Source organism: Pseudomonas sp. FW215-R2 (genome assembly GCF_058789255.1).
In genome coordinates this window covers 192,289-216,972 of record NZ_JBYTBO010000008.1, presented here as the reverse complement: position 1 = coordinate 216,972, position 24,684 = coordinate 192,289, and the positions used below count along the sequence as shown (strand labels likewise).

At 59.8% G+C, this 24,684-nt stretch carries 23 protein-coding genes; 15 read left to right on the top strand and 8 right to left on the bottom strand.

Annotation, left to right across the window (positions count from 1 at the left end; translation table 11 throughout):
* The first annotated feature begins 6 nt into the window (after window positions 1-6).
* On the top strand, window positions 7-825 hold the full coding sequence (gene tcdA, locus AC3WRD_RS13860; RefSeq protein WP_096819637.1) for a tRNA cyclic N6-threonylcarbamoyladenosine(37) synthase TcdA: 819 nt from the start codon (window positions 7-9) through the stop codon (window positions 823-825).
* Window positions 826-850: 25 nt separating this feature from the next.
* On the opposite strand, the gene AC3WRD_RS13855 is transcribed toward tcdA, so the two are convergent.
* From AC3WRD_RS13855 to AC3WRD_RS13840, 4 genes are all read right to left on the bottom strand, one after another.
* Complete coding sequence (locus AC3WRD_RS13855) at window positions 851-1,255, bottom strand: SufE family protein (RefSeq protein WP_102621429.1); 405 nt, start codon at window positions 1,253-1,255, stop codon at window positions 851-853.
* Window positions 1,252-2,457: an aminotransferase class V-fold PLP-dependent enzyme gene (locus AC3WRD_RS13850; protein ID WP_096819635.1), complete on the bottom strand. Its 1,206-nt coding sequence runs from the start codon at window positions 2,455-2,457 to the stop codon at window positions 1,252-1,254. Before AC3WRD_RS13850 ends, AC3WRD_RS13855 begins: the two co-directional genes overlap by 4 nt.
* A gap of 88 nt (window positions 2,458-2,545) precedes the next feature.
* A complete protein-coding gene (gene dapD, locus AC3WRD_RS13845; RefSeq protein ID WP_007954762.1) occupies window positions 2,546-3,580 on the bottom strand; it encodes a 2,3,4,5-tetrahydropyridine-2,6-dicarboxylate N-succinyltransferase in 1,035 nt (344 codons plus the stop codon).
* A 31-nt stretch (window positions 3,581-3,611) separates the two neighbouring features.
* A complete protein-coding gene (locus AC3WRD_RS13840) occupies window positions 3,612-3,974 on the bottom strand; it encodes an ArsC family reductase (protein WP_003222107.1) in 363 nt (120 codons plus the stop codon).
* Window positions 3,975-4,157: 183 nt separating this feature from the next.
* Here AC3WRD_RS13840 and AC3WRD_RS13835 point away from each other — a divergent pair, with 183 nt between their 5' ends.
* Entirely contained in the window at window positions 4,158-5,789 is a 1,632-nt protein-coding gene (locus AC3WRD_RS13835) for a Na+/H+ antiporter (protein WP_085729801.1), read from the top strand.
* Between the two features lie 8 nt (window positions 5,790-5,797).
* On the opposite strand, the gene AC3WRD_RS13830 is transcribed toward AC3WRD_RS13835, so the two are convergent.
* The 4 genes from AC3WRD_RS13830 to map all read right to left on the bottom strand — a co-directional run bounded on the left by AC3WRD_RS13830 (window position 5,798) and on the right by map (window position 11,463).
* A complete protein-coding gene (locus tag AC3WRD_RS13830) occupies window positions 5,798-6,526 on the bottom strand; it encodes a M12 family metallopeptidase (protein ID WP_102621428.1) in 729 nt (242 codons plus the stop codon).
* Between the two features lie 168 nt (window positions 6,527-6,694).
* Complete coding sequence (dapC, locus tag AC3WRD_RS13825; protein WP_102621427.1) at window positions 6,695-7,894, bottom strand: succinyldiaminopimelate transaminase; 1,200 nt, start codon at window positions 7,892-7,894, stop codon at window positions 6,695-6,697.
* A gap of 43 nt (window positions 7,895-7,937) precedes the next feature.
* Window positions 7,938-10,640: a [protein-PII] uridylyltransferase gene (locus AC3WRD_RS13820; protein WP_096819630.1), complete on the bottom strand. Its 2,703-nt coding sequence runs from the start codon at window positions 10,638-10,640 to the stop codon at window positions 7,938-7,940.
* Window positions 10,641-10,680: 40 nt separating this feature from the next.
* Window positions 10,681-11,463 (bottom strand): type I methionyl aminopeptidase, encoded by a 783-nt coding sequence (gene map / locus AC3WRD_RS13815; RefSeq protein WP_096819629.1) that lies wholly within the window; start codon window positions 11,461-11,463, stop codon window positions 10,681-10,683.
* A 373-nt stretch (window positions 11,464-11,836) separates the two neighbouring features.
* Between map and rpsB the strand changes: the two genes are divergently transcribed.
* From rpsB to lpxA, 13 genes are all read left to right on the top strand, one after another.
* Window positions 11,837-12,574 (top strand): 30S ribosomal protein S2, encoded by a 738-nt coding sequence (gene rpsB / locus AC3WRD_RS13810; protein ID WP_003222119.1) that lies wholly within the window; start codon window positions 11,837-11,839, stop codon window positions 12,572-12,574.
* 191 nt (window positions 12,575-12,765) lie between these two features.
* A complete protein-coding gene (gene tsf, locus AC3WRD_RS13805) occupies window positions 12,766-13,629 on the top strand; it encodes a translation elongation factor Ts (protein WP_096819628.1) in 864 nt (287 codons plus the stop codon).
* A gap of 210 nt (window positions 13,630-13,839) precedes the next feature.
* Window positions 13,840-14,583: a UMP kinase gene (gene pyrH / locus AC3WRD_RS13800; protein ID WP_003222124.1), complete on the top strand. Its 744-nt coding sequence runs from the start codon at window positions 13,840-13,842 to the stop codon at window positions 14,581-14,583.
* Entirely contained in the window at window positions 14,580-15,137 is a 558-nt protein-coding gene (frr, locus tag AC3WRD_RS13795) for a ribosome recycling factor (protein ID WP_096819627.1), read from the top strand. The genes pyrH and frr overlap by 4 nt, the downstream gene beginning before the upstream one ends.
* A gap of 14 nt (window positions 15,138-15,151) precedes the next feature.
* Window positions 15,152-15,907, top strand: coding sequence for a polyprenyl diphosphate synthase (gene uppS / locus AC3WRD_RS13790; RefSeq protein WP_096819626.1), 756 nt, complete (start codon window positions 15,152-15,154; stop codon window positions 15,905-15,907).
* Window positions 15,907-16,713 (top strand): phosphatidate cytidylyltransferase, encoded by an 807-nt coding sequence (locus AC3WRD_RS13785; RefSeq protein ID WP_102621426.1) that lies wholly within the window; start codon window positions 15,907-15,909, stop codon window positions 16,711-16,713. Before uppS ends, AC3WRD_RS13785 begins: the two co-directional genes overlap by 1 nt.
* A complete protein-coding gene (gene ispC, locus AC3WRD_RS13780; RefSeq protein ID WP_096819624.1) occupies window positions 16,710-17,900 on the top strand; it encodes a 1-deoxy-D-xylulose-5-phosphate reductoisomerase in 1,191 nt (396 codons plus the stop codon). The genes AC3WRD_RS13785 and ispC overlap by 4 nt, the downstream gene beginning before the upstream one ends.
* A 52-nt stretch (window positions 17,901-17,952) precedes the next feature.
* Window positions 17,953-19,305, top strand: coding sequence for a sigma E protease regulator RseP (gene rseP, locus AC3WRD_RS13775; RefSeq protein ID WP_096819623.1), 1,353 nt, complete (start codon window positions 17,953-17,955; stop codon window positions 19,303-19,305).
* A 74-nt stretch (window positions 19,306-19,379) separates the two neighbouring features.
* Window positions 19,380-21,755, top strand: coding sequence for an outer membrane protein assembly factor BamA (gene bamA, locus AC3WRD_RS13770; RefSeq protein WP_096819622.1), 2,376 nt, complete (start codon window positions 19,380-19,382; stop codon window positions 21,753-21,755).
* Between the two features lie 45 nt (window positions 21,756-21,800).
* Window positions 21,801-22,304, top strand: a complete 504-nt coding sequence (locus AC3WRD_RS13765) for an OmpH/Skp family outer membrane protein (protein WP_003222140.1) — start codon at window positions 21,801-21,803, stop codon at window positions 22,302-22,304.
* 3 nt (window positions 22,305-22,307) lie between these two features.
* On the top strand, window positions 22,308-23,363 hold the full coding sequence (lpxD, locus tag AC3WRD_RS13760; protein WP_102621425.1) for a UDP-3-O-(3-hydroxymyristoyl)glucosamine N-acyltransferase: 1,056 nt from the start codon (window positions 22,308-22,310) through the stop codon (window positions 23,361-23,363).
* Between the two features lie 106 nt (window positions 23,364-23,469).
* Window positions 23,470-23,910: a 3-hydroxyacyl-ACP dehydratase FabZ gene (gene fabZ / locus AC3WRD_RS13755; RefSeq protein WP_016771469.1), complete on the top strand. Its 441-nt coding sequence runs from the start codon at window positions 23,470-23,472 to the stop codon at window positions 23,908-23,910.
* Window positions 23,907-24,683 (top strand): acyl-ACP--UDP-N-acetylglucosamine O-acyltransferase, encoded by a 777-nt coding sequence (gene lpxA / locus AC3WRD_RS13750; RefSeq protein WP_085712845.1) that lies wholly within the window; start codon window positions 23,907-23,909, stop codon window positions 24,681-24,683. The genes fabZ and lpxA overlap by 4 nt, the downstream gene beginning before the upstream one ends.
* Window position 24,684 lies beyond the last annotated feature (1 nt).

Genomic DNA, 24,684 nt, shown 5'->3' with positions numbered 1-24,684 from the left:
GGGGTAATGGTCATGAGTACAGAAGATCCGCGGTTTGCAGGCATCGCCCGTTTGTATGGCGTTGAGGGGATGGCGCGTTTGCGCGCCGCCCACGTGGCGATTGTCGGCGTTGGCGGCGTCGGTTCCTGGGCGGCGGAAGCCATGGCCCGTTGCGGGGTGGGCGAGATTTCGCTGTTCGACCTCGACGATGTCTGCGTCAGCAACGCCAACCGGCAGCTGCATGCGCTGGACAGCACGGTCGGCAAACCCAAGGTCGAGGTGATGGCCGAGCGTCTGCGCGGGATCAACCCGGACTGCAAGGTGCACGCCGTGGCGGACTTCGTCACCCGCGACACCATGGCCGAATACATCACGCCGAACATCGACTGCGTGATCGACTGCATCGATGCGGTCAACGCCAAGGCGGCGCTGATCGCCTGGTGCAAGCGCCGCAAGATCCAGATCATCACCACCGGCGGTGCCGGCGGGCAGATCGATCCGACGTTGATTCAGGTCTGCGACCTCAACCGCACCTTCAACGATCCACTGGCCTCGAAAGTGCGCTCGACATTGCGCCGCGATTACGGCTTCTCGCGCACCGTGACCCGTCACTACAGCGTGCCGTGCGTGTTCTCCACCGAACAGCTGCGGTATCCGAAACCGGACGGCAGCATCTGCCTGCAAAAGAGTTTTGTCGGCGACGGCGTGAAGCTGGACTGCGCCGGTGGGTTTGGCGCGGTGATGATGGTGACGGCGACGTTCGGCATGGTCGCGGCGACCAAGGCGGTGGACAAGATTGTGGCGGGCGTCCGGCGCCCGGCGGATCGGGTCAAGCCTCAGGCCTGAAGCAGAGGGCTGCGTAGCAGCCCTTTTAGCGGGCCAGCTCGTTCATTCGCTGCAACACGGCATTCAGGCCATTGCTGCGCGACGGCGACAACTGCCGCGACAGCCCCAGCTGATTGAACCAGTCCGGCAGATCCACCTGCTGCAACTCGCCGGCGGTCAGACCGTTGACCCGCAGCAGCAGCAACGCCACCAACCCGCGAATCATCCGTGCATCGCTGCTCGCTGCGAACTGCCAGCGGCCATCGCGCAACTCGCCCACCAGCCACACCTGGCTTTCGCAGCCATGCACCCGGTTGGCATCACACTTGTCCGCATCGCTCAACGGCGGCAGACGATCCCCAAACTGCATCAGCAGCCGCGCCCGTTGTTCCCAACCGGCGGCGTTCTGAAATGTTTGCAGGGCTTCGGTGGCCTCGACCGGCAGGCTCATCGCAACAACTCCAGTGCCTGATCCAGCGCTTCAAAGAACCGCTCCAGATCCTCGGAATCGTTGTACAGCGCCAGCGACACACGAATCGCGCCGGCCAGCTCAAAGCGTTTGAGCAGCGGCATCGCGCAGTGGTGCCCGGCACGTACGGCAATGCCCTGTTCAGTCAGCAAATGCGCCAGATCGGCGTTATGCACGCCTTCGACGACAAAACTGGCCAGCGCCAGTTGTGGCTTGCCCAGCAGACGGATGCCATTGCGGGCAGCGAGGCCACGCAACAGGTAATCGTGCAGCGCGGCTTCGTGGGCGGATACGGCGTCCAGATCCAGACCGGCGAGGTAGTCGAGGGTCGCGCCAAGGCCGATCACGCTGGCAATCGGCGGCGTGCCCGCCTCGAAGCCCAGCGGGGCAGGGCGGAAGCGCGCGTCGTGGTAATTGGCTTCCAGCACCATCTCGCCACCGAACTGCCACGGGCGCAGTTGCTCGAGCGCTTCGTTGCGCCCGAACAGCACGCCAAGGCCATCGGGACCGTACAGCTTGTGGCTGGAAAATACGTAAAAGTCGCAACCCAGGGCCTGCACGTCATGCCGGCCGTGAACCACGCCTTGAGCGCCATCGACCACGGTCAGCGCGTTCTGCGCCTTGGCCATCGCCAGCAATGCAGGCAAGGGTTGCCAGGCTCCGAGCACGTTGGACAACTGGCTGACCGCCAGCAGACGGGTGCGCGGGCCGATCAGGTGAACGGCGGCGGTGAGGTCGATCACCCCGTCATCGTCCAGCGGCAGGATCACCAGTTTGAGGTCGCGACGTTGTGCCAGTTGCTGCCAAGGCAGCAGGTTGGCGTGATGCTCCAGGGCGCTGATGACAATTTCATCGCCCGGATGGAAAAGATGTTCCAGGCCGTAAGCCAGGAGATTCAGCGCGCTGGTGGCGCCGTGGGTGAAGATGATCTGCCCGCTGTCACCGGCATTCAGCCACTGGGCAACCTTCAGGCGACTGTCCTCGAACGCCTGCGTAGCGTGAGCGCCGGGCAGATGCTGGGCACGATGCACGTTGGCTGCGCCATTGGCGTAGTAATGCGCCAGTGCGTCAAGCAGGGCCTGGGGTTTTTGCGTGGTGGCGGCGTTGTCCAGATAGGTCTGGTCTTGCCGTTGCAGGGCGGCGATGGCCGGGAAATCGGCGCGCCAGGGGGAGGGAATCATCATGCTTTCGAGCCCTGGTGAACTTGGGCGGGTGTACGCCAAACCCTGTGGAAGCGAGCAAGCCCGCTCCCACAGAAGGATTACGCGGCGCTTAGTTGTGAGCGTGCAGCGCTTCGTTCAGTTCGATCGCCGATTTGTGGGTCTTGCATTCCACGGCACCGGTTTCCGAATTGCGACGGAACAGCAGGTCGGTCTGACCGGCCAGTTCACGGGCCTTGACCACTTTGACCAGGTTGTTGTGCTCGTCCAGCAGCGCCACCTTGGTGCCGGCGGTCACGTACAGGCCCGACTCGACGGTGTTGCGGTCGCCCAACGGGATACCGATACCGGCGTTGGCGCCGATCAGGCAGCCTTCGCCGACCTTGATCACGATGTTGCCGCCGCCCGACAGGGTGCCCATGGTCGAGCAGCCGCCGCCCAGGTCCGAACCCTTGCCGACGAACACGCCAGCGGAGACGCGGCCTTCGATCATGCCCGGGCCTTCGGTACCGGCGTTGAAGTTGATGAAACCTTCGTGCATCACGGTGGTGCCTTCGCCCACATAGGCGCCCAGACGCAGACGTGCGGCGTCAGCGATACGCACGCCGGCCGGAACCACGTAGTCGGTCATTTTCGGGAACTTGTCCACCGAGAACACTTCCAGCAGCTCGCCGCGCAGACGGGCTTCGAGTTGCAGCTCGGCCAGTTCGCTCAGGTCGATCGCGCCCTGGCTGGTCCAGGCAACGTTTGGCAGCAGCGGGAAGATCCCGGCCAGGCTCACGCCGTGCGGCTTGACCAGACGATGGGACAGCAGGTGCAACTTGAGGTAAGCCTCAGGCGTGGAAGTCAGTTGCGCGTCTTCGGCCAGCAGGGTGGCGACCAGCGGCTTGTGGCTTTCGGCCAGGCGGGTCAGCAGCTTGCCTTGTACCGCGTCGATGCCTTTCACGGCTTCAGCCAGTTGGGCGGCTTGTGCGGTGGTGAAGGTGATGGCCTGGTTGCCTTCGGTGTAACCGAGGATCGGTGCAACAGCGGCGACCAGCTCGGCCGAAGGATTGAGCAGCGGCTGAGCGTAGAACACTTCCAGCCATGCGCCTTGACGGTTCTGGGTGCCGACGCCGAAGGCAATACTGAACAGGGAATTGGACATGTGAATACCTCTGCAAAAAGTGACGGGCTGCTTACTTGAGGGCGGCCGCGTAGATATCTGGCTTGAAGCCAATCAGGGTTCGGTCACCGAGATCGAGCACCGGGCGCTTGATCATCGAGGGTTGAGCGAGCATCAGTTCGATGGCTTTCGACTGGTCGAGATCGGCTTTGCGTTCGTCGTCGAGTTTGCGAAAGGTCGTGCCTGCGCGGTTCAACACCGTTTGCCAGCCGTGTTCGTCACACCATTGGGTCAGGTGTTCACGGTCGATGCCGGCGGTTTTGTAATCGTGGAAGTCGTAGCTGACAGCGTGTTCATCGAGCCAGGTGCGCGCCTTTTTCATGGTGTCGCAGGCTTTGATGCCGAAAAGGTGCAACGTTTTGCTTGAAACGGTCAAGGAATCGCCCCCTTTACAGGTGCTGGAGAAAAATGGTGTCGGATTATGCCATGACCAAACCGTTTCGCGGCGGCCGAGGTTGATTTCCCGGACGGGGGCTGCGACATAGGTGCAACGGTCAGCCACAGCCTAAGCGGCTAATATGGCAGTTCAACGCTGTCGATTGTCTGAGATTTCCGCTTTATGCAAACCGCTTATACGGTCCTGATCCTGCTGATGCTGGTCAGTGTTTCGCGTCTGGTCGGACGGGTCATCCCGTTGCCGCTGCCGCTGGTACAGATCGCCGCCGGGGCTTTGCTGGCCTGGCCGACTCTCGGCCTGCACGTGGCTCTGGATCCCGAGCTGTTCCTGTTTCTGTTCCTGCCGCCGCTGCTGTTTTCCGATGGCTGGCGCATGCCCAAGCGCGAACTGTGGCGTCTGCGCGGGCCGGTGCTGACGCTGGCGGTCGGGTTGGTGCTGTTTACCGTGGTAGGTGCCGGCTACTTCATTCACTGGCTGCTGCCGACGATTCCATTGCCGGTGGCGTTCGCGCTGGCGGCGGTGTTGTCGCCGACCGACGCCGTGGCGGTGTCGGCGATTTCGCAGAACCGCTTGCCGACGCCGCTGATGCACATGCTGCAAGGCGAAGCGCTGATGAACGATGCCTCGGGCCTGGTGACGTTCAAGTTCGCCCTGGTGGCGGCGGTCACCGGTGCGTTTTCCTTGGCCAACGCCAGTCTGACGTTCGTGCTGGTGGCGGTCGGCGGGCTCGCAGTCGGTGTGGCATTGAGTTGGTTGGTGGGGCGGCTGCGGGCATGGATGATCGCTCGGGGCTGGGACGATCCGGCGACCCATGTGGTGTTCATGTTGCTGCTGCCGTTTGCCGCTTACGTGTTGGCCGAGCGACTCGGCGCCTCGGGCATTCTTTCGGCGGTGGCGGCGGGGATGATGCAGAGCTGGCTCGACCTGCTGCCGCGCCAGACCAGCACCCGTTTGCTCAACCGCAGCGTCTGGTCGTTGCTGGAGTTCGCCTTCAACGGTTTGATCTTCCTGCTTCTCGGCCTGCAATTGCCGGACATCATCAAGGCTGTGGTCAGCCACGAAACGTCATTGTGGCCGACGCTGTTCTACCGCTGCCTCGACGTGGTGGCGATTTTCCTGGCGCTGGTGCTGTTGCGCTTTATCTGGGTGCAGAGCATCTGGCGCCTGTCGGTGTTGCTGCGTCGCTTGCGCGGCAAGGGTGAATTGACACAAGTGCCGACTGCCCGGTCCTGCTGGCTGCTGACCGTCGGCGGTGTGCGCGGTGCGGTGACCCTGGCGGGCGTGATGTCGGTGCCGATGCTGATGGGCAGCGAGGCGTTTCCCGAGCGTGATTTGCTGATCTTCATCGCCGCCGGGGTGATTCTGATGTCGCTGGTTGCAGCCTGCATCGCCTTGCCGTTGCTGCTGCGCGGAATCCAGAAAAGCCCCGACGACAAACGCCGCCAGGAAGTCCGTGACGCCTGGCGCAAGACCGCCGAAGCGGCGATCCACGCGCTGGAAGTCGAAGAGGTCAACCCGCAGGATGCTGCGCAAGCGGCACTGTCGGCGGAGCTCAAGGCGCGGATCATGTCCGAGTATCGCCATCAACTGGAGGTGTTCAACGATTCGGCTGAAGCCCAGGCGCTGGCATTCCAGATGGATCTGCTTGAGCGCCGCTTGCGTCTCAAGGCGCTGCGCGCGCAACGCCTTGAGTTGTACAGCCTCAGCCGTCAGCACCAGATTGGCGATGACGTGCTGCGTGAAGTGTTGGGCGAGCTGGATTTGAGTGAGGCGAATCTGGGGCAGGTCAAATAGGAAAAGCGTTACTTGGGATAGAGCAATCTCATCAGACGTTTGTCTTTCTTGCTGATCTTGCGGTTGATCGGCACCTCCCAGTTACCCACTGTCAATGTGTTTGCCACCGGGTGATGCATGATCGATTTTCGGTCGTAGGAGGTATAGATCGCGTCCAGTGTGTCGAAGGATGCGAACAGGTTCCTGTCGACCTGCTCCTCGGTCAGCGGGTTCATTTCACGGTTCTTGTAGAACTCATACACCTTCGGCTTATCCCACGGAATATTGGCCCTTGGGTGCTGATGTTCGTGCATCGCACCCAATGCGTGGCCGAATTCGTGGATCACGATCACCTCGAAGTCTTCATGTTCCGGTTTGACCCCCAGGTTCATGGTGGGATGGTCGGGATGGATCAACAGGGCATCGGTGCCCAGCATCGAGCTGTTGTCATTGTTCTTTGTTGCAATACGGATGTCGCCTTTCAAATCGTCGACAAATTCAAACTTCAGGTTGATGTACGGCAGCCATTGCCTGGCCGCAGCGATAATCCTGTTCTTGTGATTGGTATCGGGTGAATCCATGAAAGCCACTTTCAAGGTTCGGCCGTTGGCCCATAGCTTTGAATAGTTAATGATGGAGCGTTTGCGTCGGGTGCCTGTATTTGCGCCTGCATTGGCGGGGTTTTCATTGATGGCCGCCGTGTACGCAGCTTGATCATCGGGCCATTGAATAAGTTGGCAATCCAGCAGGTTGTTCATGTTCACTTCTTCCTTGAAGTTAAAGTCTTGAGTTTGTTTTAGGCGCAGAGATATGCGCGGCTCAAGACTAACGTCTGGCCGGACGGCAAGTGGGGTAAATAGTTGGAGGATCTGTAACTTGTTGTATGAGGCGCCCGTGCCGGATTGTCCGGCGCGGGCGTTCAGGCATTATTTGTGGCGCAGGACGAAATCGCGGATGCGTTCGGCCGCTTCCACGCATTCCGCCAGCGGCGCAACCAGCGCCATGCGTACACGACCGGCACCGGGGTTGACCCCGTCGACATCCCGGGACAGGTACGAACCCGGCACCACGGTCACGTGTTCTTCGGCAAACAGGTCCCGGCAGAACGCTGCGTCATCGCCTTGCACGTTCGGCCACAGGTAGAAGCTGCCGTCCGGACGCTGCACATCCATCACTGGGCTCAGGATCGCCAGCACGGCGTCGAACTTCTCGCGATACAGCGCACGGTTGGCGCGTACATGCACTTCATCGTTCCACGCGGCAACGCTGGCCAGTTGCGTCTGAACCGGCATCGCGCAGCCGTGGTAAGTGCGATACAGCAGGAAGCCCTTGAGGATATCGGCGTCGCCGGCAACGAAACCGGAGCGCAGGCCCGGTAGATTCGAACGCTTGGACAGACTGTGGAACACCACGCAACGCTTGAAGTCCTTGCGACCCAGTTCGGCGCAAGCGCTGAGCAGGCCCGGCGGTGGCGTTTGCTCGTCGAAGTACAGCTCGCTGTAGCACTCGTCGGCGGCGATCACGAAGTCGTACTCGTCGGCCAGGGCGATCAGCTTTTTCAGCACGTCGACCGGAATCAGCGCGCCGGTCGGGTTGCCTGGCGAGCACAGGAACAGGATCTGGCAGCGTTTCCAGATCTCCGGCGACACCGCGTCGAAGTCCGGGTTGAAGCCGTTTTCATCCAGGCATGGCAGGTAGTGCGGCTTGGCGCCGGCGAGGAACGCCGCACCTTCGTAGATCTGATAGAACGGGTTCGGGCTGACCACCAGCGCGTCGTCACCACGGTTGACCACGGTCTGGGTGAAGGCGAACAGCGCTTCACGGGTGCCGTTGACCGGCAGCACATTGCGCGCCGGATCGATCCAGCCGCCCGGTACGTTGAAGCGACGTTCGCACCAGGCCGCAATGGCCTCGCGCAGGGCCGGGATGCCCAGGGTGGTCGGGTACACCGCCATCTGATCCAGATTGTTGGCCAGCGCCTCGGCGACAAAGCTTGGCGAACGGTGTTTCGGCTCGCCGATGGACAGCGCGATCGGGCGCTTGTCCGGGTTCGGCGTGACGCTGCCGAGCAGGGCGCGGAGCTTTTCGAACGGGTAGGGCTGCAACTGGGTCAGAGCGTTGTTCATCGGTGCTGGGTCTCGTGCAAAGCGGTTGAATCCGGGCGCTCAGTCAAATGCTGATACGCGACAGTTTGATATCGGGTTCCTGATTGACGCTGAGCTGCTCGACGATGGCATCCTGCAAACGGCTGCACAGCAGCGGGTCGGACAGCGGCTGATTGTGGGCGTCGGTGATGAAGAACACGTCTTCCACCCGCTCGCCCAGGGTGGCGATCTTGGCGTTCTGCAGCGACAGATCGAACTCCAGGAAAATCCCGCCGATCCGTGCCAGCAGGCCTGGACGGTCGGGTGCGGTGAGTTCCAGCACCGTCACCGGACGTTGGGCGTCGTTGTGGATCGTCACTTGTGGTGCGAACGCAAAGTGCTTGAGCTGGCGCGGCACCCGACGCTGGATGATGGTCGGGTAATCGTCCGGGTTGCGCAGGGCTTCGGTCAGGCCGTCGCGGATCTGTTTGACCCGGGTCGGATTGTCGCCGATGGATTCGCCTTCGGTGTCGAGCACGATGTAGGTGTCGAGGGTGAACTGGCTGCTGGAGGTGATGACCCGGGCGTCGTGAATGTTCAGGTTGAGCTGGTCCATCGCGGCCACGGTCACAGCAAAGAAATCGTGCTGGTCCGGCGCATAAATGAAGATCTGCGTGCCACCCTCGAATTCGCGCTGGGTGGTTTCCTTGATCAGCACCAGCGGCCCGCCGTCGGCCGGCTGCTGGAGAATCGCATCGCTGTGCCAGGCCACGTCGCCGGCAGTGTGGCGCAGGAAATAGTCATCGCCCAGTTGCGCCCACAACTGCTCGACATCGTCCGGATCGGTGCCGCCGCGCACCAGAATATCCAGCGCTGCGCTCTGGGTCTGGCGGATCTGTTCTTCGCGATCCACCGGGTTTTCCAGGCCGCGGCGCAGGGCGCGCTTGGTCTCGGTGTAGAGCTGGCGCAACAGGCTGGCGCGCCAGGAGTTCCACAGGGTCGGGTTGGTCGCGTTGATGTCGGCCACGGTCAGCACGTACAGGTAATCCAGACGGGTTTCATCACCGACCGCCAGGGCGAAGTCGTGGATCACCTGCGGGTCGGACAAATCCTTGCGCTGGGCGGTGGTCGACATCACCAGGTGGTTTTGCACCAGCCAGACGATCAGGCGGCTGTCCCACACCGGCAGTTGGTGACGCTGGCAGAACGCCTCGGCATCGACCGCGCCGATCTCCGAGTGGTCGCCATGCCGGCCCTTGCCGATGTCGTGATACAGGCCTGCCATGTAGATGAGTTCGGGCTTGGGCAACTTGGCCATGAGTTTGGCGGCCAGCGGGAATTTTTCCGACACCTGGGTGTACTGCAATTTACGCAGGTGCTTGATCAGATTCAGCGTGTGCGCGTCGACCGTATAAATATGGAACAGGTCGTGCTGCATCTGCCCGACGATGAAGCCGAACTCCGGCAGGTAGCGCCCGAGAATGCCGTAGCGGTTCATTCGCCGCAGGTTGCGGTGGATGCCGATCTTGCACTTGAACAGTTCGATGAACAGGCTGGTATTGCGGATGTCGTTGCGGAAATTGTCGTCGATCAGGTGACGGTTTTCCCGCAGCAGACGAATGGTGTCGGCGCGCACGCCTTTGATTTCCGGCTGCTGGGCCATCAGCACGAAAATCTCGAGCATGGCGAATGGTGTACGGCGGAACACGTTGTCGTTGCGTGCCTCGATGTAACCGTCGTGCAGCTGGAAGCGCGAGTTGATCGGCTGTGGTGGCGCTTCGTCTTCCGGGGCGAGGATGACTTCCTCGAAGTGCTGGATGATCAGGTCGCTGAGCTGGGCGATGCTCATCACCACGCGGAAATACTGCTGCATGAAGTTTTCGACGGCCTGCTTGGCGTCGTCACCTTCAAACCCCAGCAGCCCCGCAATGGTGCGTTGATGATCGAACAGCAGGCGGTCTTCGGAGCGCCCGGCCAGCATGTGCAGGGCATAGCGCACTTTCCACAGGAATTCCTGGGACGACGCCAGCAGTGCGTTTTCGCTCTCGACCAGGAAGCCTTCGCCTGCCAGGGCGCGCAGGTTCAGGGTGCCGTACTGGCGACGGGCAACCCACAGAATCGTCTGAATATCCCGTAGTCCGCCGGGCGAGCCTTTGACGTTGGGTTCCAGGTTGTATTCGGTGTCGTTGTACTTGTGGTGGCGGGCCTTCTGCTCGGCGCGCTTGGCCAGGAAGAACTCCTTGGCCGGCCACATATGGGCGGTGCTGGTGACATCGAGCATGCGCTGGCGCAGACGCTCGGGGCCGCAGATGGTGCGGCTTTCCATCAGGTTGGTGACCACCGTCAGGTCGGCGCGGGCCTCTTCGGCGCACTCGTCCACCGAACGAACGCTCTGACCGACTTCCAGGCCGATGTCCCACAACAGTGTGAGAAAACGCTCGATGGAATCGCGGAAGATTTCGTGATCGGCGCTGTCCAGCAGGATCAGCAGGTCGATATCGGAATAGGGGTGCAACTCACCGCGACCGTAGCCGCCGACCGCGACCAGCGCGATGTCGGCGTCTTCGCTCCAGTTGAACTGGTCCCAGGCCTTTTGCAGGATGTTGTCGACGAACCAGGCGCGATCCTCGATCAGCCGCCGGATGTCGCGGCCGCTGCGAAAACGTGCATCGAGCACTTCGCGGGCCTGGCGGATCGCCTTCTTGAAGGCGGCGATAGGGCTCGCTTTCAGGGCCAGTTCAGCCTGGAACTGGCCGCGGTCGAAGAGTTCGGGATCCACCTGCGGCATCGATTGGCTTTCCTTCTATAGGCTGGGAGCGGTGTCGGGATCAGGCCGATACGCGCGGGATCGTGTCATCGCTGCGCAGGGTGAAGATCTCATAGCCGGTGTCGGTGACAAGCAAAGTGTGTTCCCACTGTGCCGACAGCTTGCGATCCTTGGTGATCGCGGTCCAGCCGTCGCCCAGTACCTTGGTGTCGGCCTTGCCCTGGTTGATCATCGGTTCGATGGTGAAGGTCATCCCGGCCTTCAGTTCCATGCCGGTGCCGGCGCGGCCGTAGTGCAGGATCTGCGGCTCTTCGTGGAACACCTTGCCGATGCCGTGACCGCAGAACTCGCGCACTACGGAGAAGCCGTTCTTTTCAGCGTGCTTCTGGATGATCTCGCCGATGTCGCCGAGACGGCAGCCGGGTTTGACGATCTCGATCGCCTTGTACATGCATTCCTGGGTGACCTGGGACAGGCGCTCGGCCCAGACCGGCACGGTGCCGACGTGGAACATGCGGCTGGTGTCGCCGTGGTAACCGTCCTTGATCACGGTGACATCAATGTTCAGGGTGTCGCCGTTCTTCAGCGGCTTGTCGTTCGGGATGCCGTGGCAGACCACGTGGTTGATCGAGGTGCAGATCGACTTCGGGTAGCCCTTGTAGTTGAGCGGGGCAGGGATGGCCTTCTGCACGTCGACAATGTAGTCGTGGCAGATCTGGTTCAGCTCATCGGTGGTCACGCCCGGCTTGACGTGTTCGGCAATCATTTCCAGCACATCGGCGGCCAGTTTGCCGGCGACACGCATGGCGGCGATGTCCTCGGGGGTTTTGAGGGTGACGGTCATACAGGCTCTCTCTGCGCTCGGCGGCGCTTGTTGATACGGGCAGGGCGGCGGTTTTCGCCTGGTGGCCCTGAAAAACGCGATTCTAACAGACCAAAGGCGCAAATCCGCGCCTGCGTGCATCGCTTCGACCTATACAATAGTGCGCGGCAGGGCGATTCCAAGGGGCTGGCGCCCATGTCCCTGACGCGATTACAGATTCCGGGTTCCGTTTGCGCCCTTCCTGTGATATAAAATGCGCCGCTTTCCGGGGATAGCTCCGGGAGCATTAACCCACACACGTGTCGACACGATGACCTGGGTGCCTTTGATCCTCGGATCAGGGGTTGGTCATTGGGATACGTGGAGGCCCAACCCGACTTATCAAGGAACTATCATGTCCCAAGTCAACATGCGCGATATGCTGAAGGCCGGTGTGCACTTCGGTCACCAAACCCGTTACTGGAACCCGAAAATGGGTAAATACATTTTCGGCGCGCGTAACAAGATTCACATCATCAACCTTGAAAAAACCCTGCCAATGTTCAACGAAGCTCTGACTTTCGTAGAGCGTCTGGCCCAGGGCAAAAACAAGATTCTGTTCGTCGGCACCAAGCGTTCCGCTGGCAAGATCGTTGCTGAAGAAGCAGCACGTTGCGGTTCGCCGTACGTCGATCACCGCTGGTTGGGCGGCATGCTGACCAACTTCAAAACCATCCGTGCTTCCATCAAGCGTCTGCGTGACCTTGAAGTACAAGCCGAAGACGGTACTTTCGCCAAGCTGACCAAGAAAGAAGCGCTGATGCGCTCCCGTGATCTTGAGAAGCTGGATCGCTCCCTGGGCGGCATCAAGGACATGGGCGGTCTGCCAGACGCACTGTTCGTGATCGACGTTGACCACGAGCGCATCGCGATCACCGAAGCCAACAAGCTGGGCATCCCGGTCATCGGCGTTGTCGATACCAACAGCAGCCCGGAAGGCGTTGACTACATCATCCCAGGCAACGATGACGCAATCCGCGCTATCCAGCTGTACATGGGTTCGATGGCTGACGCAGTAATCCGCGGTCGCAACAACGTTGCTGGCGGTACTGTTGAGTTCGCAGCTGAAGAAACTCAGGCTGCAGCTGAGTAATTGACGCCCTGGCGTTGACTCAGTAAGCAAAAAGGGGGCTTGGCCCCCTTTTTGCCACCTCGAAAACCAACTTGTCGGCAGCGCAGCTACAGCATTTGTAACGTGCAGCGGCTACAAGGTGGCTCGGGAAGAATTGAACGCCCGTTCGATCGGGTGGAATGGTTGAAAACCTATCCAAGAGGAATTTGAAAATGGCAGCAATTACTGCAGCGTTGGTTAAAGAACTGCGCGAGCGTACCGGCGAAGGCATGATGGATTGCAAGAAAGCCCTGGAAAAGGCTGACGGCGACATCGAAAAAGCCATTGATGACATGCGTGCTTCGGGCGCGATCAAGGCTGCCAAGAAAGCTGGCAACGTTGCCGCTGAAGGCGCAATCGCCATCAAGTCGAACGACAAGGCAGCCGTACTGCTGGAAGTCAACTCGCAGACCGACTTCCTGGCCCTGCAAGACGACTTCAAAAACTTCGTTGCTGCCAGCGTAGAAAAAGCCTTCGACGAAAAACTGACCGACGCAGCTCCGCTGATCGCCGCTCAGGAATCGGCTCGTGAAGCTCTGGTTGCCAAAGTTGGCGAGAACGTCAACATCCGTCGTCTGGTACGCGTAGAGGGTGACGTTGTCGGCACCTACCTGCACGGTAACAAGATCGGTGTTGCTGTTGTCCTGAAAGGCGGTGACGTCGAGCTGGCCAAAGACATCGCGATGCACGTTGCTGCAAGCAACCCTGAGTTCCTGCTGCCTTCGCAAGTCTCCGACGAAGCGATCGAGCGCGAGAAGGCTGTGTTCCTGCAGCTGAACGAAGAGAAGATCAAAGGCAAGCCAGAAAACATTGTTGAGAACATGGTCAAAGGCCGTATCAGCAAGTTCCTGGCAGAAGCGAGCCTGGTTGAGCAGGCGTTCGTCAAGAACCCTGAAGTCAAGGTTGGCGATCTGGCCAAGAAAGCCGGTGCTGAAATCGTTTCCTTCACCTACTTCAAAGTAGGCGAAGGCATCGAGAAGCCGGTCGACAACTTCGCTGAAGAAGTTGCTGCCCAGCTGGCTGCCGCCAAGCAATAAGACGGTTTTTCAACTGTCGCCCGAAAGAGGCTGCCCGCTCACGCGCGCAGCCTCTTTTCAGATAGGGTTACCAATTTTTAATTGGTTTCCCCTTGGAACTGACTTACAAAGCCATGTTCCGATGGCGCTGAAGCAGCGCCAAGCTAGAGTGAGCGCCAGCTGTAAACAGCTCGCAAAGAATTTTTAAATACGCCGCAGGAGAGATTCGCAATGGCTCAGCAGGGCAGTGGTTATCAGGCTCGCTATAAACGCATTCTACTCAAGCTTAGCGGCGAGGCCCTGATGGGCTCGGAAGAGTTCGGGATCGATCCGAAAGTGCTGGATCGCATGGCGCTGGAAGTCGGCCAGTTGGTCGGTATCGGCGTGCAGGTCGGTCTGGTGATCGGTGGCGGCAACCTGTTCCGCGGTGAAGCGCTGAGCAAGGCCGGCATGGATCGGGTCACGGGCGACCATATGGGCATGCTGGCCACTGTGATGAACGCCCTGGCCATGCGCGATGCGCTGGAACGTGCCAATATCTCGGCCATCGTGATGTCGGCCATCTCCATGGTCGGTGTGACCGATCACTATGATCGTCGCAAGGCCATGCGTCACCTGAACTCCAAGGACGTGGTGATTTTCGCGGCCGGTACCGGCAATCCGTTCTTTACCACGGATTCGGCAGCCTGCCTGCGCGCAATCGAAATCGATGCGGACGTCGTGCTCAAGGCGACCAAGGTCGACGGCGTCTACACTGCCGACCCGTTCAAAGACCCGCATGCCGAGAAGTTCGATCATCTGACTTATGATGAAGTACTGGATCGCAAGCTGGGTGTAATGGATCTGACGGCCATCTGCCTGTGCCGCGACCACAAGATGCCGCTGCGCGTATTCAACATGAACAAGCCTGGTGCCCTGCTGAACATCGTCCATGGCGGCGCTGAAGGCACCCTGATCGAGGAAGGTCAACAATGATCAACGAAATCAAGAAAGACGCTAAAGAGCGCATGACGAAGTCCGTCGAGTCTCTGGCTCACAACTTCGGCCGCATTCGTACCGGTCAAGCGCACCCAAGCATCCTGGAGGGCGTAATGGTTCCGTACTACGGTTCCGATACCCCGATCAAGCAAGTGGCCAACATCACCGTCAAGGACGCCCGTACCCTGCAAGTGGTTGCGTTCGAGCGCAACATGCTCGGTGCTGTCGACAAGGCGATTGGTAGCGCGGGTCTGAACCTGAACCCGACCAACCTCGGTGAACTGTTGCTGATCAGCATGCCGGCCCTGACTGAAGAAACCCGTCGTGGTTTCACCAAGCAGGCGCGTGACGTGGCTGAAGACGCTCGTGTTGCCGTGCGCAACATTCGTCGCGATGCCAACAGCTCGCTGAAGGATCTGGTTAAAGAGAAAGAAATCAGTGAAGACGAAGAGCGTCGTGCCACTGGCGAAATCGACGATCTGACCAAGAAGTTCGTGGCTGAAATCGACGCGAAGCTGGCAGAGAAAGAAAAAGACCTGATGGCCGTATAAGGGTCGAGCTTTAAATGGATAAGACCAAGCAGACTGCGCCGTCCGCGGTGCCGCGCCATGTCGCGATCATCATGGATGGCAACAATCGCTGGGCGAAAAAACGCTTTATGCCGGGTGTCGCCGGGCATAAAGCGGGCGTGGACGCTGTTCGGGCGGTGATCGAGGTGTGTGCCGAGGCCGGGGTCGAGGTGCTGACCTTGTTCGCCTTTTCCAGTGAGAACTGGCAGCGCCCGGCCGATGAGGTCAGTGCCTTGATGGATCTGTTCTTCAAGGCATTGCGTCGTGAGGCCAAGCGCCTCAACGACAACAACATCAGTCTGCGCATCATTGGCGACCGCTCGCGTTTCCATCCCGAGCTTCAAGCTGCCATGCGCGAAGCCGAGGCCATGACCGCGGGCGCCAATCGTTTTGTCCTGCAGATCGCTGCCAACTACGGCGGTCAGTGGGATATCGCGCAAGCGGCGCAGCGTCTGGCTCGTGAGGTTCAGGCCGGGCATCTGCGTCCGGAAGACATCACGCCGGATCTGTTGCAAACCTGTCTGGCGACCGGTGACCTGCCGCTGCCGGATCTGTGCATCCGCACTGGCGGCGAGCACCGCATCAGCAACTTCTTGCTGTGGCAACTGGCCTATGCCGAGTTGTACTTCTCCGACCTGTTCTGGCCGGACTTCAAACACGATGCCATGCGTATTGCGCTGGCCGATTTCGCTTCGCGTCAGCGTCGTTTCGGTAAAACGAGCGAGCAGATCGAAGCTGGAGCCCGGGTTTAATGCTTAAACAACGAATCATCACTGCGCTGATCCTGCTGCCGATCGCCCTGGGCGGGTTTTTCCTGCTCGAGGGTTCCGGTTTTGCGCTGTTCATCGGGCTGGTCGTGAGTCTGGGTGCCTGGGAATGGGCGCGCCTGGCCGGCTTTACTGCGCAATCGTTCCGCGTCGGTTATGCGGCAGTGGTCGCGCTGATGTTGTTCGTCATGTACATCCTGCCGGGGCTGGCGCCTTGGGTGCTCGGCGCCTCGGTGATCTGGTGGGCGGTGGCGACCTGGCTGGTGCTGACCTATCCGCGCTCCAGTGAGCGCTGGGCCAGCGCCGCCAGCAAACTGGTGATTGGTTTGTTGATTCTGCTGCCGGCCTGGCAAGGGCTGGTCCAGATCAAGCAATACCCGCTGGGCAACTGGCTGATCATGGTAGTGATGGTGCTGGTCTGGGGCGCCGATATCGGTGCCTATTTCTCCGGCCGCGCTTTCGGCAAGCGCAAGCTGGCCCCGCAAGTCAGTCCGGGCAAGAGCTGGGAAGGCGTGTATGGCGGTCTGGCGCTGAGCCTGGTGATCACCACGCTGGTCGCTCTGTTTCGTGACTGGACGGTGGCGCAGTTGTTCAAGGGGTTGATCGGCGCTGCGCTGATCGTGTTCATCTCGGTGGTGGGCGATCTGACTGAAAGCATGTTCAAGCGCCAGTCCGGCATCAAGGACAGCAGTAATCTGCTGCCTGGTCATGGCGGCGTACTGGATCGCATTGACAGTCTGACAGCGGCGATCCCGGTATTCGCGGTGTTGCTGTGGATGGCTGCGCCGTGAGTCGCCCGCAGCAGATTACCGTACTGGGGGCAACCGGCTCGATCGGTCTGAGCACCCTCGATGTCATTGCTCGTCACCCTGAGCGATATCAGGTTTTTGCACTGAGCGGCTTTACTCGTCTTAGTGAGCTGTTTGCCTTGTGCGTGCGCCATGTCCCTCAGTTTGCTGTAGTGCCGGAAGTCGGCGCCGCTCGTGGCTTGCAGGACGACTTGCGTGCCGCGGGGCTGTCGACTCGGGTGCTGGTGGGGGAGGAGGGCCTGTGTCAGGTCGCGGCTGCCCCTGAGGTGGATGCCGTAATGGCTGCCATCGTCGGCGCCGCCGGTCTGCGTCCGACCCTTGCGGCGGTCGAGGCAGGCAAGAAGATCCTCCTGGCCAACAAGGAGGCGCTGGTGATGTCCGGCGCCTTGTTCATGGACGCTGTGCGCAAGAGCGGTTCGGTCCTGCTGCCAATCGACAGCGAGCACAATGCGATTTTCCAGTGCATGCCGCAGGATTTTGCCCGTGGCTTGAGTACTGTCGGCGTACGTCGGATTTTGCTGACAGCCTCCGGCGGTCCTTTCCGGCAGACGCCGATGGCCGAACTGGCGCATGTTTCACCCGACCAGGCCTGTGCTCATCCGAACTGGTCCATGGGCCGCAAGATTTCCGTGGATTCGGCCAGCATGATGAACAAGGGCCTCGAATTGATCGAGGCCTGCTGGTTATTTGATGCCAGGCCGTCGCAAGTCGAAGTGGTGATCCATCCACAGAGCGTGATTCATTCTCTGGTTGATTATGTGGACGGCTCGGTGCTGGCGCAGTTGGGCAATCCCGACATGCGCACCCCGATCGCCAATGCGCTGGCCTGGCCTGAGCGCATCGATTCCGGCGTGGCGCCATTGGACCTGTTTGCCATCGCGCGCCTGGACTTCGAAGCTCCCGATGAAGAGCGCTTCCCGTGCCTGCGACTTGCGCGTCAGGCGGCTGAGGCCGGCAACAGTGCCCCGGCCATGCTCAATGCCGCGAATGAAGTGGCAGTGGCAGCGTTTCTCGACGGGCGGGTTCGCTACCTGGAAATCGCGAGTATCATCGAGGAAGTGTTGAATCTCGAGCCAGTGGTTGCTCTGAATGATCTCGATGCGGTGTTCACGGCGGACGCGGCAGCACGCGCTCTGGCCGGGCAATGGTTGACCCGTCACGGTCGATAGACCCTGCGGTACAGGCTCTACGCGGCATAGGACAGGATTGCGGAGAAAGTAGATGAGCGCGCTCTATATGATTGCCGGCACCCTGATCGCCTTGGGTGTGCTGGTCACCTTTCACGAATTCGGCCACTTCTGGGTCGCGCGTCGCTGTGGCGTCAAGGTTTTGCGCTTTTCCGTAGGCTTCGGCATGCCATTACTGCGCTGGCATGACAAGCAGGGTACCGAGTTTGTTGTCGCGGCCATTCCGCTGGGTGGCTACGTCAAGATGCTCGACGAGCGTGAAGGCGAAGTGCCCGCTGATCAGCTTCATCAATCCTTCAATCGCAAGTCCGTTCGTCAGCGTATTGCCATCGTTGCAGCTGGCCCGGTCGCCAACTTCCTGCTGGCCATGGTGTTCTTCTGGGTGCTGGCCATGCTGGGCAGCGAACAGGTGCGTCCGGTCATCGGTGCGGTCGAGTCCGGCAGTCTCGCGGCAAAGGCCGGGCTGAGTGCGGGCCAGGAAATCATTGCCATCGACGGCGAGCCGACTTCTGGCTGGGCTGCGGTCAATCTGCAATTGGTGCGTCGTCTGGGGGAAAGTGGTTCCTTGCAGGTGCTGGTGCGCGAGCAGGGCTCCACGGCCGATTCGCCACGTGAACTTGCACTCGATCACTGGCTGAAGGGTGCCGACGAGCCGGATCCGATTCGCTCCTTGGGTATTCGCCCGTGGCGTCCGGCATTGCCGCCGATTCTCGCTGAACTCGATCCGAAAGGCCCGGCTCAGGCAGCCGGGCTGAAAACCGGCGACCGTCTGCTGGCGCTGGATGGCAAGGCACTGGATGACTGGCAGCAAGTGGTCGACACCGTTCGTACGCGTCCTGATACCAAAATCATGCTGCACATTGAGCGCGACGGTGCTCAAATCGACGTCCCTGTGACCCTGGCTGCGCGCGGCGAGAGCAAATCGCCAAGTGGTTATCTGGGGGCGGGAGTGAAAGCTGTCGACTGGCCGCCGGAGATGATCCGCGAGGTCAGTTACGGTCCTTTGGCCGCGATTGGCGAGGGTGCCCGGCGTACCTGGACCATGAGTGTCCTGACGCTGGATTCACTGAAGAAAATGCTGTTCGGCGAGCTCTCGGTAAAAAACTTGAGTGGACCGATAACCATTGCTAAAGTGGCGGGCGCTTCTGCCCAGTCGGGTGTCGCTGATTTCCTGAATTTCCTTGCTTATCTGAGTATTAGCCTGGGGGTTCTGAATTTGCTGCCCATTCCTGTACTGGATGGGGGGCATTTGTTGTTTTATCTGATCGAGTGGGCGCGTGGTCGTCCCTTGTCGGATCGGGTGCAAGGTTGGGGGATACAGATCGGTATCAGTTTGGTGGTCGGGGTGATGTTGCTTGCTCTGGTCAACGATCTGGGTCGACTGTAACGCTTCGCTGAATTGCGAATCTGCCGCATTTTGCGGCAGTTTGTTTATTGCCAGTTGGAATAAGAAAGGACTTCATGAAACGTCTGCTGCTAACTGCGGTTCTCACCGTATTGATGATCGCCGAAGTTCACGCCGAGTCCTTCACTATCTCTGATATTCGCGTCAATGGCCTCCAGCGGGTCTCCGCGGGTAGCGTCTTTGGTGCCTTGCCGTTGAACGTCGGCGAGCAGGCGGATGATCGTCGCCTGGTGGAATCCACTCGTGCGTTGTTCAAAACCGGTTTCTTTCAAGATATCCAGCTGGGCCGCGAAGGCAACGTTCTGGTGATCACTGTCGTCGAACGTCCATCGGTCGCCAGCATCGAGATCGAAGGCAACAAGGCGATCTCCACCGAAGACCTGATGAAAGGCCTCAAGCAATCCGGTCTGTCCGAAGGCGAGATCTTCCAGCGCGCGACCCTCGAAGGCGTGCGTAACGAGCTGCAACGTCAGTACGTCGCGCAAGGTCGTTACTCGGCCACCGTCGATACCGAAGTGGTATCGCAGCCGCGTAACCGTGTCGGCCTGAAAGTGAAGATCAACGAAGGCACCGTCGCTGCCATTCAGCACATCAACGTGGTGGGCAACACGGTTTTCCCTGAAGAAGACCTGACCGACCTGTTCGAACTGAAAACCACCAACTGGCTGTCGTTCTTCAAGAACGACGACAAGTACGCCCGTGAAAAGCTTTCCGGTGACCTGGAGCGTCTGCGTTCCTACTACCTGGACCGCGGCTATATCAACATGGATATCGCTTCGACCCAGGTGTCCATCACCCCGGACAAGAAACACGTCTACATCACCGTCAACGTGACCGAAGGCGAGAAGTACACCGTTCGTGACGTCAAGCTCAGCGGTGACCTGAAAGTCCCTGAGGATCAGGTCAAGTCGCTGTTGCTGGTGCAGAAAGGCCAGGTGTTCTCGCGCAAGCTGATGACCACCACCTCGGAACTGATCACTCGTCGTCTGGGTAACGAGGGCTACACCTTCGCCAACGTCAACGGTGTTCCGCAGCCGCACGATGATGACCACACCGTGGACATCCTGTTCGCTGTCGATCCGGGCAAGCGTGCCTACGTCAACCGCATCAACTTCCGTGGCAACACCAAGTCCGAAGACGAAGTGCTGCGCCGTGAAATGCGTCAGATGGAAGGTGGCTGGGCTTCGACCTACCTGATCGACCAGTCCAAGACCCGTCTGGAGCGTCTGGGCTTCTTCAAAGAAGTCAACGTTGAAACTCCGGCCGTTCCGGGTGTCGACGACCAGGTTGACGTGAACTACAGCGTTGAAGAGCAGGCTTCCGGCTCGATCACCGCCAGCGTCGGTTTCGCCCAGAGCGCCGGTCTGATCCTCGGTGGTTCGATCACCCAGAACAACTTCCTGGGTACTGGTAACCGCGTCAGCGTCGGTCTGACCCGAAGCGAATACCAGAGCCGCTACAACTTCGGCTACGTTGACCCCTACTGGACCGCCGATGGCGTGAGCCTGGGTTACAACGCGTTCTATCGCACCACCGACTACAAAGACCTCGACGTCGACGTAGCAAGTTATGCGGTAGACAGCCTGGGTGCCGGTGTGAACGTTGGCTACCCGATCAGCGAGACTTCGCGTCTGACCTTCGGTCTGTCCGCTCAGCAGGACAAGATCAAGACCGGTACTTACACCGTTGACGAGATTTTCGACTTCGTCAAGAAGGAAGGCGACCAATACCTGAACTTCAAGGCGTCGGCCGGCTGGTCCGAATCCACCCTGAACAAAGGCGTGTTACCAACCCGTGGCCGTTCCCAGAGTCTGACCCTGGAATCGACCATTCCTGGCAGCGACCTGTCGTTCTACAAGCTTGATTACCGTGGCCAGCTGTTCCAGCCGATCACCGAGAACTACACACTGCGTCTGCATACCGAACTGGGTTACGGCGACGGTTATGGTTCGACTGATGGCTTGCCATTCTACGAAAACTACTATGCTGGTGGTTTCAACTCGGTACGTGGCTTCAAGGACAGCACCCTCGGTCCACGCAGTACGCCAAGCAAGGGTACCAACCCTGGCACCTTGGCAGACCCGGACCAGGATCCGCTTCCGTTCGGTGGTAACGTCCTGATTCAGGGCGGTGTCGAGGTTCTGTTCCCGCTGCCATTCGTCAAGGATCAGCGCTCCCTGCGTACTTCGGTATTCTGGGATGTGGGTAACGTGTTTGACTCGCAGTGCAAGGATACTGTGAACGCCGATGGCTCGAAGTCCAGCACCAAGTGCAACGACATCAGCCTGAGCAACATGGCCAGTTCCGTCGGTGTCGGCGTGACCTGGGTTACCGCACTGGGTCCTTTGAGCTTCGCGTTGGCCACACCGATCAAGAAACCGGATAACGCTGAAACTCAAGTGTTCCAATTCTCCCTCGGCCAGACGTTCTAAGCGTCTGACCCAAGATAACGACAATGGATTTTGTAGGAGTGCATCGTGCGTAAGTTGACTCAATTGGTTCTCCTGGCCTCCGTACTGGTGGCAGGCCCGGCATTTGCCGACATGAAAATCGCTGTTCTGAACTATCAGATGGCACTGCTGGAATCCGACGCAGCCAAGAAATACGCTGTGGATGCCGAGAAGAAGTTCGGCCCTCAACTGACCAAGCTCAAGACGCTGGAAAGCAGCGCCAAGGGCATTCAGGATCGTTTGATGGCGGGTGGCGACAAGATGCAGCAGGGCGAGCGTGAGCGTCTGGAGCTGGAATTCAAGCAAAAGGCCCGTGACTTCCAGTTCCAGTCCAAGGAACTGAACGAAGCCAAAGCCGTTGCTGACCGTGAAATGCTCAAGCAGCTCAAGCCGAAACTGGATAGCGCAGTGGAAGAAGTCATCAAGAAAGGTGGTTTTGACCTGGTGTTCGAGCGTGGCGCAGTGATCGATGTCAAACCTCAATATGACATCACGCGCCAGGTTATCGAGCGCATGAATCAGCTGAAGTAACCCATGACCGTGACTATCAAACTCGGCCAGTTGGCCGAGTTCCTCGGTGCCACCCTGAGTGGCGACCCCGAGAAGCAAATTACTGGGCTAGCCACCTTGCAGGAGGCTGGCCCAGCTCAGTTGAGCTTTCTGGCAAACCCCCAATACCGCAAATACCTCGCTGGCTCGCAGGCGGCGGCACTGCTGCTCAAAGCGGCTGATGCCGAAGGTTATGCCGGTAATGCGTTGGTGGTGCCGGATCCTTATCTGGCTTACGCACGCATTTCCCACCTGTTCGATCCGAAGCCGAAATCCGCGGCCGGTATCCATCCGGCTGCAGTGATTGCTTCGGACGCCGTGGTCGATTCGACTGCCAGCATCGGTCCCTTTGTGGTGATCGAGGCCGGTGCCCGGATCGGTGCGGGCGTGACGCTCGGCGCACATTGCGTTGTCGGCGCCCGCAGCGAAATCGGCGAGGGTGGCTGGCTGGCCCCGCGGGTGACGCTGTATCACGATGTGCGTATCGGCAAGCGGGTGGTGATCCAGTCCGGTGCAGTGCTCGGCGGTGAAGGCTTCGGCTTTGCCAACGAGAAAGGCATCTGGCAGAAAATCGCCCAGATCGGCGGCGTGACCATTGGCGACGATGTGGAGATTGGCGTGAATACCGCCATCGACCGCGGTGCGTTGGCCGATACCGTGATCGGCAACGGTGTGAAGCTCGACAACCAGATTCAGATCGCCCACAACGTTCAGGTCGGTGATCACACCGCCATGGCGGCGTGCGTGGGGATTTCCGGCAGCACAAAGATCGGCAAGCACTGCATGCTCGCCGGCGGTGTTGGCCTGGTAGGGCACATCGATATTTGCGACAACGTTTTCCTGACCGGGATGACCATGGTGACTCACTCGATTACCGAGCCGGGTGCCTATTCTTCCGGTACAGCCATGCAGCCGGCTGCCGAATGGCGCAAAAGCGCGGCACGCATCCGTCAGCTCGATGACCTCGCGCGACGGTTGAAACAGCTGGAAAAGCGGGCTGGGGAAGTGACCCCTGGCGGTAATGCTTCATCTGAAGGCTGATACCATTTCCATATCAAGAGTGCACAGCCTCTGGACTGCCTCCTTGATTTGCTAGAGGAGTGCGCGTCAGTCGCGCTCCCAATCTTTACATAGGCTTCCCCCCGAAATGATGGACATCAACGAGATTCGCGAATACCTGCCTCACCGTTACCCGTTCCTGCTGGTGGACCGGGTGGTGGAACTGGATACTGAAGGCAAGCGAATTCGCGCCTACAAGAATGTCAGCATCAACGAACCGTTCTTCAATGGTCACTTCCCTGCGCATCCGATCATGCCGGGCGTCCTGATCATCGAAGCGATGGCTCAGGCAGCCGGGATTCTCGGTTTCAAGATGCTCGACGTGAAGCCCGCTGATGGCACGCTTTACTACTTTGTCGGCTCCGACAAACTGCGTTTCCGCCAGCCGGTCAAGCCTGGCGATCAGTTGATTCTTGAGGCCACGTTCATTAGCTGCAAGCGCAAGATCTGGAAGTTTGAATGCCAGGCGTCGGTTGATGGCAAGCCGGTCTGCTCCGCCGAGATCATCTGCGCGGAACAAAAAGTATGAGTTTGATTGACCCTCGCGCAATCATCGATCCTTCGGCCGTACTGGCTGAAGGTGTCGAGGTCGGCCCGTGGTCGATCATCGGCGCAGGTGTGGAAATCGGCGAGGGGACAGTGATCGGGCCGCACGTGATCCTCAAAGGCCCGACCCGAATCGGCAAGCACAATCGCATCTACCAGTTTTCCTCGGTAGGCGAAGACACGCCTGATCTCAAGTACAAGGGTGAAGAAACCCGCCTGGTGATCGGTGACCATAACGTTATCCGTGAAGGCGTGACGATTCACCGTGGTACCGTTCAGGATCGTTCGGAAACCACCCTGGGCGATCACAACCTGATCATGGCTTACGCCCACATCGGCCACGACAGCGTCATCGGCAACCACTGCATTCTGGTCAACAACACCGCGTTGGCCGGGCATGTGCACGTCGAGGACTGGGCGATCCTGTCCGGTTTCACCCTGGTGCATCAGTATTGCCACATTGGCGCCCACAGCTTTTCCGGCATGGGCACCGCCATCGGCAAGGACGTTCCTGCGTTCGTCACGGTGTTCGGTAACCCGGCCGAAGCGCGCAGCATGAACTTCGAAGGCATGCGCCGTCGTGGTTTCAGCGAGGATGCCATCCATGCCTTGCGACGCGCCTATAAAACCGTCTACCGCCAGGGACTGACTGTCGAGCAAGCCCTGGCCGAACTGGCCGAGCCTGCCGCCCAGTTCCCGGAAGTCGCGGTGTTTCGTGACTCCATCCAGTCGTCGTCTCGCGGCATCACCCGCTGAT